This is a genomic window from Borreliella lanei (assembly GCF_014205895.1).
Classification (GTDB): Bacteria; Spirochaetota; Spirochaetia; order Borreliales; family Borreliaceae; genus Borreliella; species Borreliella lanei.
In genome coordinates this window covers 123592-140528 of sequence record NZ_JACHFC010000001.1, presented here as the reverse complement: position 1 = coordinate 140528, position 16937 = coordinate 123592, and the positions used below count along the sequence as shown (strand labels likewise).

The 16937-nt window shown below is 29.3% G+C and carries 13 protein-coding genes; 5 read left to right on the top strand and 8 right to left on the bottom strand.

What is annotated here, in order from left to right:
* Positions 1 to 11: 11 nt before the first annotated feature.
* The 4 genes from HNQ06_RS00605 to HNQ06_RS00590 form a co-directional block, all read right to left on the bottom strand.
* Complete coding sequence (locus HNQ06_RS00605; protein WP_184106924.1) at positions 12 to 1403, bottom strand: L-cystine transporter; 1392 nt, start codon at positions 1401 to 1403, stop codon at positions 12 to 14.
* A 69-nt stretch (positions 1404 to 1472) separates the two neighbouring features.
* Positions 1473 to 3065 (bottom strand): glucose-6-phosphate isomerase, encoded by a 1593-nt coding sequence (locus tag HNQ06_RS00600; protein ID WP_184106922.1) that lies wholly within the window; start codon positions 3063 to 3065, stop codon positions 1473 to 1475.
* 22 nt (positions 3066 to 3087) lie between these two features.
* On the bottom strand, positions 3088 to 3489 hold the full coding sequence (locus tag HNQ06_RS00595) for a ParB N-terminal domain-containing protein (protein ID WP_184106920.1): 402 nt from the start codon (positions 3487 to 3489) through the stop codon (positions 3088 to 3090).
* A 9-nt stretch (positions 3490 to 3498) separates the two neighbouring features.
* Positions 3499 to 6270, bottom strand: coding sequence for a penicillin-binding protein 1A (locus HNQ06_RS00590; RefSeq protein WP_184106918.1), 2772 nt, complete (start codon positions 6268 to 6270; stop codon positions 3499 to 3501).
* A gap of 307 nt (positions 6271 to 6577) precedes the next feature.
* Here HNQ06_RS00590 and plzA point away from each other — a divergent pair, with 307 nt between their 5' ends.
* Positions 6578 to 7363, top strand: coding sequence for a c-di-GMP-binding receptor PlzA (gene plzA / locus HNQ06_RS00585; protein ID WP_184106916.1), 786 nt, complete (start codon positions 6578 to 6580; stop codon positions 7361 to 7363).
* A gap of 192 nt (positions 7364 to 7555) precedes the next feature.
* Here the strand turns inward: plzA and HNQ06_RS00580 are convergent, their stop codons facing one another.
* Entirely contained in the window at positions 7556 to 8569 is a 1014-nt protein-coding gene (locus tag HNQ06_RS00580) for an L-threonylcarbamoyladenylate synthase (RefSeq protein ID WP_184106914.1), read from the bottom strand.
* Positions 8570 to 8674: 105 nt separating this feature from the next.
* Here HNQ06_RS00580 and HNQ06_RS00575 point away from each other — a divergent pair, with 105 nt between their 5' ends.
* From HNQ06_RS00575 to valS, 3 genes are all read left to right on the top strand, one after another.
* Positions 8675 to 9466 (top strand): septal ring lytic transglycosylase RlpA family protein, encoded by a 792-nt coding sequence (locus tag HNQ06_RS00575; protein ID WP_184106912.1) that lies wholly within the window; start codon positions 8675 to 8677, stop codon positions 9464 to 9466.
* Positions 9467 to 9656: 190 nt separating this feature from the next.
* Entirely contained in the window at positions 9657 to 10646 is a 990-nt protein-coding gene (locus HNQ06_RS00570; RefSeq protein WP_184106910.1) for a tRNA dihydrouridine synthase, read from the top strand.
* A 4-nt stretch (positions 10647 to 10650) separates the two neighbouring features.
* Positions 10651 to 13278 carry a valine--tRNA ligase gene (gene valS, locus HNQ06_RS00565; protein WP_184106908.1) on the top strand — a complete coding sequence of 876 codons (2628 nt, stop codon included), beginning with the start codon at positions 10651 to 10653 and terminating at the stop codon, positions 13276 to 13278.
* An 83-nt stretch (positions 13279 to 13361) separates the two neighbouring features.
* Here valS and HNQ06_RS00560 read toward each other — a convergent pair whose 3' ends face one another.
* From HNQ06_RS00560 to groES, 3 genes are all read right to left on the bottom strand, one after another.
* A complete protein-coding gene (locus HNQ06_RS00560; protein WP_184106906.1) occupies positions 13362 to 13958 on the bottom strand; it encodes a hypothetical protein in 597 nt (198 codons plus the stop codon).
* Positions 13959 to 14036: 78 nt separating this feature from the next.
* Positions 14037 to 14714: a tRNA (5-methylaminomethyl-2-thiouridine)(34)-methyltransferase MnmC2 gene (gene mnmC2 / locus HNQ06_RS00555; protein WP_184106904.1), complete on the bottom strand. Its 678-nt coding sequence runs from the start codon at positions 14712 to 14714 to the stop codon at positions 14037 to 14039.
* 146 nt (positions 14715 to 14860) lie between these two features.
* The gene (gene groES, locus HNQ06_RS00550) at positions 14861 to 15133 is read right to left on the bottom strand and encodes a co-chaperone GroES (protein WP_002557327.1); all 273 of its coding nucleotides are present in this window, start codon (positions 15131 to 15133) and stop codon (positions 14861 to 14863) included.
* A 140-nt stretch (positions 15134 to 15273) separates the two neighbouring features.
* On the opposite strand from groES, the gene HNQ06_RS00545 reads away from it, so the two are divergent.
* Positions 15274 to 16905 carry an ABC-F family ATP-binding cassette domain-containing protein gene (locus HNQ06_RS00545; protein WP_184106902.1) on the top strand — a complete coding sequence of 544 codons (1632 nt, stop codon included), beginning with the start codon at positions 15274 to 15276 and terminating at the stop codon, positions 16903 to 16905.
* Positions 16906 to 16937 lie beyond the last annotated feature (32 nt).

The window sequence follows — 16937 nt, the reverse complement described above, 5'->3', positions numbered from 1 at the left end:
TGTTTTCCTATTTATTTGCTTATGAGCTCTTTTTGGTTGTATATATTGTGGTTGAATTGTTTGAGCTGTTTAGCAGATATAACGCCTGCAAGCATTGAGCCGCCTACATTAACAGCTGTTCTTCCCATGTCAATTAAAGGCTCAACAGATATTACAAGCCCGACCAATCCCACTGGAAAGTTCATTGCTGAGAGTACCATTAGTGAGGCTGTTGTTGCACCTCCGCCAGCTCCAGCAGCTCCAAATGAAGTTATTATTATTAATCCAAGAAGTGTGAGTATAAATGAAATATCTGTAGGGTTTATTCCTTGAGTTGGTGCTATCATTATTGCAAGCATAGCAGGGTGTAGTGCTGCACAACCATTTTGCCCAATTGATGTTCCAAAGGAGCTTGATAAATTTGCTATTCCTTCGCTTACCCCTAGGTTTTTAGTTTGAATTTCTATATTAATAGGTATGGTTGCAGCACTAGACCTAGATATGAATGCAAATGATAGTGCTGGGAATATTTTTTTTATAAAAGTAATTGGGTTTAATTTATTTATTGCAATTAATGCCATATGCATAAGAAATGTAAGACCTATGGCAATGTAGGAAGCAATTACAAATTCTCCAAGCTTTATTATGCTTTTGATTTCGCTTGTTGCTGTAATTTTTGTCATTAAAGCTAATATAGCATAAGGTGTTAGTTTTAAAATTAAAGTTACTACACCTAATATTATATCTTGAAGCGTTAATATTATTTTTTTAAAAAATTCTATTGATTCTGGCTTTTTTATAGATGTTTTAAGAGCGGCTATTCCTATGATAGCTGAAAATATCACAACTCCAATTGTTGAGTTTTTTCTAAGTCCTGCAAAATCTTCAAATATATTTTGTGGAATAAGATCTGTGATTTTTTTTGTGATTGGTGTTTGTTTTAATATTTCAAGTCCTTTTTGCAATTTTTCACTTTGTAAAATTTCGCTAGTTCCTGCTTGTAGTCCTTCGGCTGTTAATCCTAATGCTAAAGCAGTGAAAATGCCAATTATGGCAGCAATGCCTGCTGTAAATACTAGCGTTAATATTACAAGTAGGCTCATTTTTCCAACATCTTTACTGTTGGTTAATTTTATTATTGCAGAGATTATTGATGTTATTATTAAGGGGGTTATAATCATTTTAAGGAGCCTTACGTATCCATCGCCTAAAATACTTATCCAATTTATAGTTTCGTTTGTTATTTCTGAATTTGTTCCATAAAAATATTGAATAGTCATTCCAAATGCTATTCCAATTGCTAACGATATAAACACTCTTTTTGTAAAAGAAATATTTTTTCTTTTACAAAGATAAACTATGCTTATTAGAATAAGCATTATTATAATATTAATTAATGTATATAATATACTTACCTTATTCATTATTACCTCTTGTATAAGCTTAGTGCATTCTTTTTTAAACTTAAGGTGATATATTCAAAAATTAATTAATTAATCTTGTTTTAAAATTTTTTTAGAATAAGATTCTATTACTTCATCTTTAAAAGTGTCTTTTTTTAAAATTTGATTTGCAATAATTTTTCCCAGCTGAACTCCTTCTTGGTCGAATGAGTTTATATTTAATAAAAATCCCTCAAACATTACTTTATTCTCGTAATGGGAGAGTATTGCTCCTATTGTATAAGGCGTTAATTCTTTTGAATATATTAGTGCAGAAGGCCTCTCGCCTTTAAAATTTTTATTTTTGTTATCATTTTCTTTGCCTTTTGAAAATGCTATTATTTGGGCTATTAAATTTGCTTTTAATTTGTCATTGCTTGAGCTGTTATCAGATATTACATCTTCTTTAAGTTGTGTTTCATTAAAACCTATGAAATCCATTGGAACTATATCTGTTCCTTGGTGAAGCATTTGAAAGAACGAATGTTGAACATCTGTTCCAATGCCTCCCCAAATTATTCTTACAGTTTTGTAATTTATTGTTTCGTTAAATCTGTTTACACTTTTTCCATTACTTTCCATTTCAAGTTGTTGTAAGTGAAGATAAAAATTTTCCATTGCTTTAGAATAGGCAATGATGCAGTTGCTACTGTAGTTGAGAACATTTCTTTCATATATGCTAATTAGCGCTGCCAAGAGAGATGCATTGTCTTTTACGTTTTTGTTTAATGATTTTTTGTCAGCCCTGTTGGCTCCTTTTATAATTTCTTTTACAATTTTTTCTGTGAAGCAAAGAGTAAGCAGTGTAAGTCCAACTGCTGATGTTGGAGAAAATCTTCCACCTATTGAGTCATGCATGAAGAAATATTCAAGATATCCTTTTTCCTCTAGTGCTAACATGCTATCTTTTAATGTTATAATCACCATTTGTTTTTTATATTCTTTTATGCCATTTAATTTTAATTTGTTTATTAAGAATTGCATATTAGCTTTGGTTTCTAATGTATTTCCACTTTTTGAGACAATAATAAAAAGCGTTTCATCAATATTAATGCTGCTTAATACTTCTTCTGATTCGTCTGGATCAATGTTTGAAATAAAATAACCATTCATTAAAGCTAGATTATGTTTTTTTGCATAATTTTTTATTGAGCTATAAAGGGCCTTTGGGCCTAAGCTGGATCCACCAATTCCTATTTGAACTACATTTTCAAACTTTTTACCATTTGCACTTTTAATATTCCCAGAATGAATTTGCTTTGCAAAATTATATATTTTTTCAAGTTCTGATTGGAAGAACTCCCTCATATTTTCTTTATTGTCTTCTATTACGTCCTTACCAATTTGCCCTCTTGTAAGGTGATGCAGGACTTTTCTATTTTCACTAATATTGATCTTTTCCCCATCAAGTACTTCTTTATATTTTTCTATTAAATTTGCTTCATCGCTTAAATTTTGAAAAATTTTAAGGTGGTTTTCATTAATTTGCTTTGAAGCATAGTTATAATGTACACTATCTCCTTCTATTGTAATGTCGTATTCTTTTATTCTTTTCCCAGTTAATGCCGTTTTGAGCATTTCTGGAGCAATTCCTTCAAGGATTTTAAAATTTTCAAGTTCATTAAGATTTTTGTAATTTAACATAAACACACCCCTTTGTTATGGTTTAAATTTTTCTATTTTTTCTTTTACACATGTTTTTAATTTTTAAGATAATAAATTTAAAGAATCTTATTATTATATTGCTTTCAGAATAAATTTTTAAATAAGCTTCTCCCGTGTTTGCCTCGCTTCTTGTAAATGATTTTCTAACATTATTCTCGTCAAGTTCAATTTCAAGTAAAGTTTTTTTGTTTTCAATTGAGATTACTTTTACTTCAACTTCTTTATAACCGATTTCTTTTAAAGCTTGATATCTTCTAAGCCCCGCTATCAAATTTTTATTTTTATCTATTATTATTGGATAAATTAATCCATGTTTTATAATGCTGTTTTTAAGAGTTTCAATGTCTCCTATATTTTTTCTAATTCTTTTTTTTATTTTTATTTGATCAATATCTATTAACATTTTATTGTTTTAATCCAATTGGATATCTTCTCCATTGACGTCTTTATTGTTAATTTTCTCATTTTCATTATTGTTTGAATTTAATTCTTTTGTGCTTTGTGCTTCTATGTTTGTTTCATTAACAATGACCTCGTCTTTAATTTTTTTGGTATTTTCAATAAGCATTTCCTGGTTATTATTGTTATTATTTATTAAATCTTGTTGTGAGTTTTTATTTTCTATTTCATTTAAGGGTTCTTTCATGTTCATTTCTATTTCATCTTCATTTTTATTTTCTTCATTATTATTGGTGCTCTCAAGATTATTGTTATCATTATTGTTGTCATTGTTAAGGCTTTCAAGATTATTATCAAGATATTCAAATTCAGGAGTGTCAAAATTTATTTCATCGTTATTATTAATCTCATCAATTCCGTATATGTTAAATTCTATTGTATTTTTAAATTCTTGTTTATTTTCATAATATTTTGATTTTTCAACTGGTTGGGTACCAGAAATAAATAGTTCATTTATTATTTTCTCATCAGCAATTTCTTCTGGTAGTAGCCCTGTTTCTGCTTGCACAGGGATACTAATTATTCCTGCAGGCTTTACAAAAACCTTTTTAGGCAAGTTTTTGTGATATTCTGCCATGAATTCTCCCCAACTAGGTCCTGCCAATCCTGTTCCTGTTCCAGATATTCCTAGTGAATATCCTTTTTTGTCAAATCCAACCCAAAATGCTGTTGTTATATAAGGAGAGTATCCTATTGCCCATCCGTCTGCCCAATTTTGTGTTGTTCCCGATTTTCCAGCAATGTCTGATTTAAAATTTTTGAGATTTGTATATCTTTGATTTGCCAAGGTTCCGTATTGAATTGTTGATTTCATCATATCTGTGATGATATAAGCAGTTTGAGGAGACACTATTTGAGCCTGATCTTTACTTTTTATTTTAGCCAATATACGTGCTTCTTCATTTATTATTATTCTTCCAGCTCTATCTTCAATGTATCTTATTCCATAAGGTTCGATTTCGTTACCACTATTTCCTAAAATTGCAAAGGCTCTTGCCATTTGGATTGGAGAAACCGATATTACACCTAGTGCTAGCGGATAAACTTTTGGAAACGTTTTTTCTATTTCTTTTGGATTTGTTATTCCTAGTAGTTTTGAAGAGTAGCTAATTGCAGCGTCAAAACCTATTTTGTCTAATATTCTTAATGCTGGAATATTTAAGGACAAGGCTAATGCTTGACGTGTTAAAACGTTACCTCTCCATTTGCCACCATAATTTCCTGGAGCATAAACCTCTCCATTTTTATTTAGGAATGCTACCGGAGAATCTGAAAACATTGTGGCAGCTGTTATTTTTTTTAGATCAATTGCTGCTGCAAAATATAATGCTTTGAATGCACTTCCAGGCTGGACTTTTGCTTGTGTGGCTCGATTAAATTCATTGTCTTTAGTATGCCCACTTCCCCCAACCATGGCTCTTATTGCTCCGCTTGTTGTATCTATTGCTATCATTGCTCCTTCAGGCTGTGCAATTAGTTTTGGTGTTAATTTATTTTTGATAATATATTCTTTTGTTGCCTTATCTATTTTATCAATTCCAAGTATAGCTCCAAAGCTTGCAATTAGATCAATATTGTCTTCGTAAAATTTTCTTTTTCTCAGTTTTTTATATTGCCTTCCATTTATTCTTAAATTTTTAATTCCTAATAAATCTGATATTGCATCTACTACAGGGACAATTTCTGAATTAATAATTATTGTTTCGGATGATCTATTTAAATTGTGCATTGTTCTTGCTTTATTAATCATATCGTTTGTAACTTTGTCTGCATATTTTTGTGCCTCAAGATCAAGGGTTGAATATATTGAGTACCCATCTTTATATATGTTTGCACCATCTGGTAAATATTTTAGTATTTTTTGCCTTATATATTCAGAGAAATAAGGAGCCTGGTCTTTTTTGTTTGAAATTGCAGATGTGTCAGCCATTCTAGTCCAATCATAATTTTGCCAGTATTCATTAAATTCTTTTTCAGCAATTTCAGCTTTGACTATTCCATTTGATACAACTTGGTTTAAAACCGCACGTTGTATTTTTTTTGAAAATTCTGGATTGTAAAGAGGTGAATAAAGTTTTGCATTTGGAAGTTGAATTATCATCATCACAGATTCTGCTGTATTGATTTTATTTACACTTTTGCCAAAAAAGAATTTTGATGCTGCAACTATTCCATAGTTTCCGTTTCCAAAATAAACTTTATTAAGGTACTTCTCTAGTATTTCGTATTTTGAGAGTTTTTTTTCAAGTTGAATTGCCCACCATATTTCATGTAATTTTCTCAAAATAGATCTTCTTGCTTGATTTGTATAGAGAAGCTTTGCAAGTTGTTGGGTTAATGTGCTGCCGCCTGAAAAATATCTGCCAAGAACAATATTAAATGCTGCTCTAAATATTCCCATCAAAGAAAAACCTCGATGAGAAAAAAAACCAATATCTTCTCGTATTAAAAGTGTATTAATTAGATTGTCAGGCATTTTTCTCAAAGGCATTAATTCTCTATTTTCATCGGATATAAATTGAGTTATTTGTTTCCCATTAATATCTAAAAGCCTTGAAGGAACTGCTGGGTTTACATATCCAAAATTTTTATCTTTTTGTATGTTTATGGTCTTAGATACTGCTAATGAGAGGGTGATAATAGAAAAGCTAACTGTGAAATATGTTAAATAAATAAGCAGCTTGTGCGTATTTATTTTTTTCAAATTGGGGCTATTTAATTTCATACTTTTTACTAAAGTATACTATAAGTGTATAAGAATTAATAATGTTATAGGTTGATTGTTATAGTGTAAAATTATTGTTATAATTTTACACTATGTAAGCAGCGTTTTTTAAGTTTTATTAATTAAAAGATGCTATGAGGAGTGGGTGATGGTATGTTTTTGATTTTAAGAGTAGATTTATTTATTGTTGATTAAACGTGTGTATAGCTTAATTGTTTTAAACTTTTTTATTAGTGTAAAACTGTTTAAAACAGTTTTAAGCTTTGTTTAGTATTTTTATATTCAAAAAAGGAGAAAGGAGAGGTTTATGCTTTTATCTAGAAAAATAAGAGATTATGGAGCTAAGTATAGGGGCAAAGAGATTAAAATGAGTACAGAGATAAATAGTTTTTTAAATCTTCGCAATACTATTGAAATGAGAATAGGCTCTTATACTGTTTTTGGAGTAATTTATTCTATTTCTATGGATTCTCTTAAGCTTATCTTTCAAGAAGATACGGTATTGCCCGCTTTGGCTAAAAATAAAAATTTAGGCTCTATTCAACTTAAAAAAAATTCAGATTCTAAGAGTAGTGCGGCTTTTTTTCCCTTTTTGTCTGTAAAGCTATTGAGTGCTTCTGCTTATTCTTCTTTGAATAAAGAATACAATTTATTAACATTAGAATTTTTATCTCCTGCACCAGAAGAGATTGCTATTAAAGTTGGAAAGCTTCTTGATTTAAAACTTGGTCAAAATCAAAGAATTCATGAGAGGATTATTATTGATAAAGATTCTATTAGAAAGCTAAAAATTGATTCTGATAGAGCTTTTATCAAGTTTAATGGAACAAAACATAAATGCTTAATAAAAGATTTATCTTATGGGGGTGCTTTAGTAATTTCTTCTTTTGATTATGGGGATGTTGAGGAAGATACAATTGATTTGATTTTTAGTTTTGAATTTATGGATGAAGAAATTTTTATTGAAGGTAAATCAAAAAGTTTAAGCATTATTCAGACGCCTAGTGGGAAGGTTTTTGCGCTTGGTATTGCTTTTGATGAAGACAAAATACCACTTGAGTATACTATGTTAATCCACGATTATTTCAATTAATCAAAAGATTGAAATTTTTCTTATTTGATTATGCGAAAATTTGCTTGTAATACTTAAGCTTAAGTCTTCTTGGTTGGTATTTGCTGGTTCTTGTTGAGGGTGGGGGGTGTTGTGGTTTTAGACTTTTAGTTTTAGCATTGTTTTATTAATGAATATTTATGCTTTTTGAATTTTTAAAATAATAATTTAGCATCATTTTTTGTTAATGAATCTATTTGAACTGGCTTTTTTGATTCTATTGTTTATTGAGTATCCAAGTTCTTCGTCTTTTAAGAATTCACTAAGTATTTGTTTGTAGCTGTTTTCAGCATTTACCAGCTCTTTATAAAGATTTTGTGCATATTCTTCAAGAGTATTAAATACTGTAATATTTTTTTTATCCCAAAAAAAATTAAATAAATAGGATTTTAGAGTAGCTTTTGTTATAAGTATTTTTGTATCTTTGTTTAAATATCTTCTTATGTTATCTTGACTTTTAAATAAATAGACAGGAATTTTTGGCTTGTAATGTTCTATTATGTTTCCGGGTGATTTTTCTAGTTCTATTTTTGTTTCTGCATAATTTACTGTATATTTTCCTTGAAGTTCATTTTCTATCATTTTTTTTGTTATTGCACCCGGTCTTAATATCAGCACGTTATCTTTTAGGTCAAATCCAATCACAGTTGATTCGATTCCAATATTAAAGTCTTTGCTCCCCTCTGTTTTTATTATTCCCCCTACAAGTCCATTTAATTCTTTTAAGGCCATTTCGAAATTTGTTGAGCTTGGTCTTTTTGATATATTTGCAGACGGTGCTACTATGGGGACTTTGGATGCTTTTATTAAGCTTAAAGCCGTTTTATTCGCAGGAATTCTTATTGCCACTGTGTCTAGGTTTCCACTTACAAATCTAGATATTTTTATTGATTTTTTAAGAACATAAGTTAAAGGGCCCGGACTAAACTTTTTGATTAGCATGAGGGCACTTTTGGGAATATATTCTGATAGTTCTTTTATTTTTTTTACTGTATCAACGTGTACTATTAAAGGATTGTTAATGGGCCTTTTTTTTACTAAAAAAATCATTTTTACAGCATCTTCATTGTAAGCATTTGCACCAATTCCGTAAACCGTTTCTGTTGGGAATACAACAAGCTCTCCCATTTTGATAAGTTTTGCTGCTTTTTGTATTTGGCTGCTGCTAATTATTTCTGTTGATATCATTTTTTAGACTTTTTTCTTTTTATAATTAAATCAAAAAAAATGTAAATAAGCAATTTGCAAGCTTAATTGTTTGTTGAAATATGTTTTTATATTATAATAAACATTATGAGAAATTTAATTGATGCCATCTTAAGAGATAATAAAAACTTTGTTTTTCTATTTGTATTTTTTTTTATTGCTTCTCATTTAAATTCTGCCACAGTAGGCCTTGCTTCATGGTATGGCGAAGCTTTCCATGGTAAAATTACTGCTAATGGCGAAAAATTTGATATGATGGCGCTTACTGCTGCTCACAAGGAATTGCCTTTTAATACTACCGTAAGGGTTACAAATCTTTTAAATAATAGGTCAGTTGTTGTAAGAATTAATGATAGAGGGCCTTTTAGGAAGGATAGAATAATTGATTTATCAAAACATGCTGCCGAGAAGCTTGATTTTTTAGGAATAGGGGTTGCTCCTGTAAAAATTGAAGTAATTAGTGCGAATGAAAAAAGACCTTCTGTATCAAAATCTAGATCTAGCGACTTTAAAAAAACATTTAGTGCTCCTGAGATTAAAGAAGAGAAAAAAACTAAGCAATCAGACGAAAATATTTCTGTTGAAAACAAATCTTCGAATTTATTGGCAGATTACGCAGCTTCTGCTGATAAAGAAACAGATTTTTACATACAAGTTGGATCTTATAGAAAAAAAGATTATGCCGATAGGGCCTATCGAATATTAAAGAAAGCGGGTCTTTTTGTTGTAGTAAATTCTCACGGGCCGTTTTATACCGTTTTTATCCCTACTAATGCTGATGATGTTCAAAGAAATATAGAGCTTATTAAATCTACTGGATATAAAGATACTTTAATAAGAAAAACCAAGGTTCCAGGCGAGAGCCTTATTATGGATTGATTTTTTAAGTTATTTTTTTATTAAAATTATTTATTGACTTTTAAAATTTTATGATTATATCCTTTATTGACAATCCTTTAGTGTTGTTTTTTTATTTTAAAAATGGCAATGTTCTTTTTAGAGATCTAAATTTATTAAGCGGCTGTTTTATTTTTCTTAAATTTTCATTTTATTATTATATAGTCATTTTATGAAGTTTTTATTTGATATTCCTCTTCCAATTATGATTTTGGCTCCAATGGAAGACGTTACCGATACTGTTTTTAGAAATTTAATTCATTTAATAGGATCTAAAGAAGGAGAACCCGATATTTATTTTACTGAATTTATTTCTACAAAAGGAATTTTAAATGGATCAAAACAATCTATTCAACATATTTTTTTAAAACCCAACGAACTTAATAGGCCTTTAATTGCTCAGATTTGGGGCAATGTTCCTGAACAATTTTATAGAGCAATAGAAATATTAGGAGGCATGGGGTTTTGGGGAATTGATATTAATATGGGTTGTCCCAAGAGTAAAATAATTAAAAAAGGAGTTTGTTCAGCTTTAATTAATAATAAATCTTTGGCTAAAGAAATAATTCTTGCAAGCAAAGAAGCTTGCGCGAGATTTAATTTGCCTCTTAGTGTTAAGACCAGGCACGGATTTTCATATCCAGAAGTTGATGATTGGCTGGGGTTTTTGTTAGGCCTTGAAATTGATATGTTAACGGTTTATCCAAGACTTGCTGTTAATCAGAGCAAAGGTCCTGTTAATTTTGATATTTTTTATGAACTCGTTAAATTACGAAATAATCTTAGTCCTTCTACTCTTATTATTGGCAATGGGGATGTTTTGAGCCTCAAGGAAGCTAGATATTATGTTGATAAATATTCAATTGATGGGATTATGTTTGGTCGTGGAATTTTTGATAATTTGAATTTATTTAAGACTTCTTCAAAACACTTTTTAGACAGTAATTTAAATTTTAGGTTAAATATATTAAAATTCCATATAAAGGATTTCCATGCTACTTGGGGACTTGAAAAAGATTTTAATAAACTTAAAAAATATTTTAAGATATATTTTACTGAGAAAGAAAGACAGAGTAGATATTTCTCAAATCTTATAAATTCAAAAACTTATGAAGAGGTTTTTGAAAATTTAAAAGTTATTGAAATGGTAGGAGATTTTTAAAACGATGAATTGTAGACCTCTTGAAAAATATGATCCTAAGGCATTTGAAGATGAAATTTACACTAAGTGGCTTAAAAATAATGTTTTTTTGCCAGATAATTCTTTATTTGAAAAATTTAGTATGGTTGCGCCTCCTCCTAATGTCACTGGCGTGTTGCATATGGGGCATGCTCTTAATTTTGTTTTGCAAGATGTTCTTGTTAGGTATAAAAGAATGAAAGGGCACAATACTTTGTGGCTTTTTGGCACAGATCATGCAGGAATAGCAACGCAGGCTGTTTTTGAAAGACATCTTAAAAAGATTGGTAAAAGCAAGGATGATTTTAAAAGAGAAGAGCTTGTTCAAGAAATTTTTAAATTAAAAGATAGGCATAGGGGTATAATTGTTAATCAGATAAACAAACTTGGGGCGTCTTATGATCACTCAAGAGAAAGATTTACTCTTGATGAGAGTCTTTGTAGGGCTGTTAACAAAGTTTTTAAAGACTTATATTCTAAAGGCTTGATTTATAGGGGCGAGTATCTTGCTAATCTTGATCCTGGATCTGGGAGTGTTGTTAGCGATGAAGAGATTGAATACAAAGAAGTTGATGGCAAGCTTTATTTTGTTAAGTATTTTATTGATAATTCTTCTTTTATTGAGATTGCAACAACTAGGCCTGAGACAATGTTTGGGGATACTGCTATTGCTGTTAATCCCAATGATGAGAGGTATAAGTCTTTAGTTGGCAAAGAGGTTACAATTCCTTTGACAACTAAAAAGATAAAAATTATTGCAGATTTTTATGTTGACAGCGCTTTTGGCACTGGGGCTTTAAAAGTTACTCCTGCGCATGATCCTAATGATTTTGAAATTTCAAAAAGGCACAATATTCCCAAGGTCAATATTTTAACTCAAGATGGAAAACTTAATCAAAATGTTCCTTTGCAATACCAAGGATTAAGCGTGAAGGATGCAAGATTTAAAATTGAAGCAGAATTAATGGAAAAAGGCTTTTTGCAAGATGTTAAGAAGCATAAGCAACAGGTTGGACATTGTTATCGCTCAGGTGAGGTTGTTGAACCTTATTTGTCTACTCAGTGGTTTGTGAGAATGAAGCCTTTGGCAGACAAAGCTTTAAAGGCTTTAGAGAATGGAGAATTAAGGTTTTATCCTAAAAAGTGGGGAAATACATATAAATATTGGCTGTCAAATATTAAAGATTGGTGTATATCAAGACAGCTTGTATGGGGGCATAGAATACCGGTTTGGTATGATGTTGATACATCTGAGCTTATTGTTAGTGATGCTGATCCTTCTTTAGATGAAAAGAATGTGGGGAAGAGGTTTGTTCAAGATCCGGATGTTCTTGATACTTGGTTTTCTTCTTGGTTATGGCCTTTTTCTTCGCTTGGATGGCCCAATGTTACTGTTGATTTTAAAAATTATTATCCAACAAATACCTTAATAACAGCTTACGATATAATATTTTTTTGGGTTGCAAGAATGGTGATGGCAGGATTAGAATTTACAGGGCAAGTTCCTTTCAAAGATGTTTATATCACGCCTCTTTTGCGTGATAAACAAGGCAAAAAAATGTCAAAGTCTTTAGGCAATGGAATAGATCCTCTTGATATTATTTATGAGTATGGAAGTGATTCTTTGCGGTTTACTTTATCCTTTTTATCAGTTCAGGGTCAGGATTTAAATATTGAGACTAAAGATTTTATGTTTGGAGCTAAGTTTGCAAACAAAGTTTTTAATGCTTCTAAATTTATTCTTTTAAATTTAAAAAATAGAGAAATATTAAATGATTTGAAATTTAACAACATTGACAAATGGTTGCTTACAGGCTTAAATTCGACTATTCTTGGCGTAGAATCTTCTTTTGCAAATTATAAATATAATGAAGCTTCAAAATTTGTTTATGAGTTTTTTTGGAATGATTTTTGTGATTGGTATATTGAAATTAGCAAAATTGATTTAAATAATGAAAATATTGATATTCAAAATATGGCTATTTCTAAGTTGCTATTTTTTCTTAAAAAAGCATTGTTAATTTTACATCCGTTTATTCCTTTTGTTACAGAAAAAATTTATTCTGAATTTTCAGAAAAAGAAGATATTTTAGCTTTAAATGAATATCCAAGTTTTGATATTGCTAATAATTTTCAAGAAGAATTTGAAAGTTTTAAAGTATTGAAAACTTTCATTATAGCTATTAGAACACTTAAGAGCGAATTTAATATACCTGCTAGCGTTGAAATTGATGTTGCTTTGAAGTTTGATGCTGACTTTAAATATGAGGCATATTTAAAGGCTAATGAAAGCATTGTAAAAAGAATGATTAATTTTAAAAACATATTTTACAATGAAAATTATGATGGCATGCTTGGTGTAGCTGCAGTTGGTTTTGAAATTTATGCGGATGTTAAGTTATTGATAGATAAAACCAAAGAATTGATAAGGCTTGAAAAACAGCTTGAAAAGTATAAAATGCTCAATATTTCTGTTTCAAAGAAACTTGAAAATAAAAATTTTTTAATGAATGCTCCTAAGGAAATTATTGAATCTGAAAAATTAAAATTTATAGAATTTTCTTCTTTAATTAATAAAATAAATAGCTATATTATTAATTTAAAAAATCTGTAAAAAGATTTAAAAATTTATTATGTAATGAAATTGGTGTGGTTAACTTTTAAAAAAAATGCTATTAGAAATAGCATTTTGAATCTTTAATTATTATTTAATATTTGAGAGGATAAGAAGTTTGAATCTTGTAGCTTTATAAAGCTGTTTGTTATTGTTGAGACATCTTCTTCTTTAATGTAAATTGATGGAAATGTTTTTCTTTGATCAAAGATAAAATCGAAATCAAGAATTAAATAAATTTGATTATTTTTTCGAGTTACACTCAACTTTAATTCAAAATCATCGTCATCTTTGTATCGTTTATAGGGATTTTCTTTAATCATTTTTGTCTCTAATAGCATGATTTCATTTTCTTTAATGTTTTTTGGTCTGCTATCAAATAAGCTTAGACTTTTGATTATATTGCTAGTATTTAAAAGATTGAAAAAGCTAAAATTTCTTCTATATCCGTTTTCTTTTAAGATAAGCTTAACTTCTGAATCGTGATCTTTAATGTATGGTCCGTTATGTTCAATTTCAATAATGCCTTCGAGGCTTGCATTATTTAGAACTTCGGAATATTTTTCTTTTTTTATTAGTATATCTTTTATAAAGAACAAATCTTTGATTGTGTCTTTCGCAAAAACATAATTATTTGATATCAAAAAGATTAATACCATAACAAACATTTTTCTTGTCATTAAAATTCTCCTTGTGCCATTTAGTAGTATATCATACTTGATGGAATTTTTTTAACGGCTTATGTTAAAAGTAAATTTTTAATTTTTTTGAGCTTTTATCATATGTCTTTTATTTCCAAATCCTTTTTCTATGTTAATGTATTTGAAATTAGCGAGTTTTAGGCCATCTTTTACAATTCTTGCAGAGGAAAATGTTGAAAGCTTGCATTCTGGGCTGCTTTTTTCAGAAATTAAATTAAATATTTCATTGTTCCACATTTCAGGATTCTTTTTGGGATTAAATCCATCTAAAAACCAGTATTCTACATTTTTTGGAATTTCTTTGATTTTTATTTTAGCGTCTCCAATTAAGATTTTTAAATTAACATTTTCTGTTATTTTTAGTTTTAAATTTTTTTTTGGAATTTTAGGATAATGTTTTAACATTAATTTAAAATAAGCAGTTTCTTGAACAAAGAACTTTGAAATTTGCATTATTGTTTTTTTTTCGAGTGGAAATTTTTCTATAGAATAATAATTAATTTTTGAGGTTATGTTGTTTTCTTTTATGAATTTTAAAAGACATATAAAGTTTAATCCTGTTCCAAATCCCAACTCTGCTATTAAAAGATTTTCTTTTGTTTTTAATTCTGAATCTAGATTGCAGCCTTTAATAAATGTATAAAAACTCTCTTCAATGCCATGCTTTGGATTGTAATAGATGTCATCGAATTTGCTTGAATATATGGTTTTTTCTTTAAAAATTGGCTTTTCCATTTAATTTTATTTTTTCAAGCTTACAGAATTCTGTAAGCTTGAAATTTTTAACTTGATTGATCAGAATAATAAGTTTTTATGTATAAATTTGTAATTTTTATAAAATATTTTATAAAAATTAAAGCTAAGTAGCTAAACTTAGCTTTTTACTCTTCTATTATTGCAACTATTTCTTTTGCTTTTAGTATTAAATGTTCTTTATTCTCAATTTTTACAGCAGCTCCTGCATATTTTTCGTAAAGCACAGTGTCACCAACTTTTACAGTGATCTCTTCTTTATTGGAACCAACAGCTATAACTGTTCCAATATTTGTTTTTTCTTTTGCATTTTCTGGTATGTAAAGTCCTGAGATTGTTTTGCTCTCAGCTTCTTTGATTTTTATTAAAACTCTATCAGCTAACGGCTTAATATTTTTCATTTCAAACATCTCCTTATGTAATAATATTAAATATACGAAAAAATTGAGAGTTGAGTCAATATATTATATGGTGCTTGAAAATTAAATTAATTTCCAAGATAATTTTGTTATTAGAATATCAATTTAGGCAGGGTAATGGTTTGATAACTGTAAGTAATTTGGAAGTTGCATTTGGAGAGAGAGTTTTATTCAAAGATGTAAATATTAAATTTTCTCCTGGAAATTGCTATGGAATAATTGGTGCTAATGGGGCAGGAAAAAGCACTTTTTTAAAAGTATTGGGGGGAATGATTGAAGCTAGTAAGGGTGAAATATCTATTCCTAAAAATCAAAGATTAGCAGCCCTTGAGCAAGATCAATTTGCTTATGATGGATATAAGGTTATCGATACTGTTATTATGGGTCACAAAAGACTTTATTCTGTCCAAAAAGAAAAAGATGAAATTTATAGTAAACTTGATTTTACTGATGAGGATGGGATTAGGGCTGGAGAGCTTGAAGCAGAATTTTCAGAGCTTGGAGGGTACGAGGCTGAATCTAATGCAGCGGTTCTTCTTAAGGGTCTTGGAATAGATGAGGCAATTCATAATAATCTAATGGGTGATATTGAAGGGGCTTTAAAAGTTAGAGTTCTTTTAGCTCAAGCACTTTTTGGTGATCCTGATATATTGCTTCTTGATGAGCCTACCAATAACCTTGATCTACAATCTATTAAATGGTTAGAAGAGTTTTTAATTAATTTTGAAAATACAGTTATTGTTGTATCTCACGATAGACATTTTTTAAATCAAGTTTGTACTCATATTGTTGACATTGATTATGGAAAGATTCAAGTGTATCTTGGAAATTATGATTTTTGGTATGAAACAAGTCAGATTTTAAACAAGCAACTAAAAGATGCTAAAAAGCGATCTGAAGATAAAATTGCTGAACTTAAGACATTTATTCAAAGATTTTCTAGTAATGCATCTAAGTCTAGACAAGCAACATCAAGGAAAAAGTTGATTGAAAAAATAAGGGTTGAAGATTTAAAGCCTTCTTCAAGGAAGTTTCCTTATGTTAATTTCAAAAGCGAAAGAGAACTTGGCAAGAATGTTCTTACAATTAAAAATTTAATAAAAGAATTTGAAGGGAATTTAATTTTAAATAAATTTAGCATTATTATTGAACCCCAGCAAAAAATTGTTTTTTTGGGAAATCCAATGTTTGCAACTTTTTTGTTTGATATTATTACAAATGAAGATAGAAATTATAAAGGTCATTATGAATGGGGCTCTACTGTTAATTTTTCATATTTTAATAAAGATAATGGAAAATACTTTGATTTAGATTTAAATTTAGTCGATTGGTTGCGTCAGTATTCAAAAGAACAAGATGAAACTTATATTAGAGGATTTTTAGGTCGAATGCTTTTTAGCCAAGATGAAGCTTTGAAAAAGGTAAATGTTCTCTCAGGGGGAGAAAAAGTAAGATGCATGCTTGCTAAGGCTATGCTTAGCGGAGCTAATGTTTTAATACTGGACCAACCCACGAATCATTTAGATCTTGAGGCAATTACATCTTTAAATGCCGGGCTTAAAGAGTTTAAAGGAGTTGTTCTTTTTACGTCACACGATCATCAATTTATAGATACTGTTGCTAATAGGATTATTGAGTTTACTCCCAACGGAATAATTGATAGGTATATGACTTTTTCCGAGTATGTTGATGATGCTAAGATTAGGGATTTGAGAAATAATCTTTATGGCAATAATGCTGGTTTTAGGCTTTAGTAGCAGTTTTTTAGAAACTCAAAAGGTTTTTT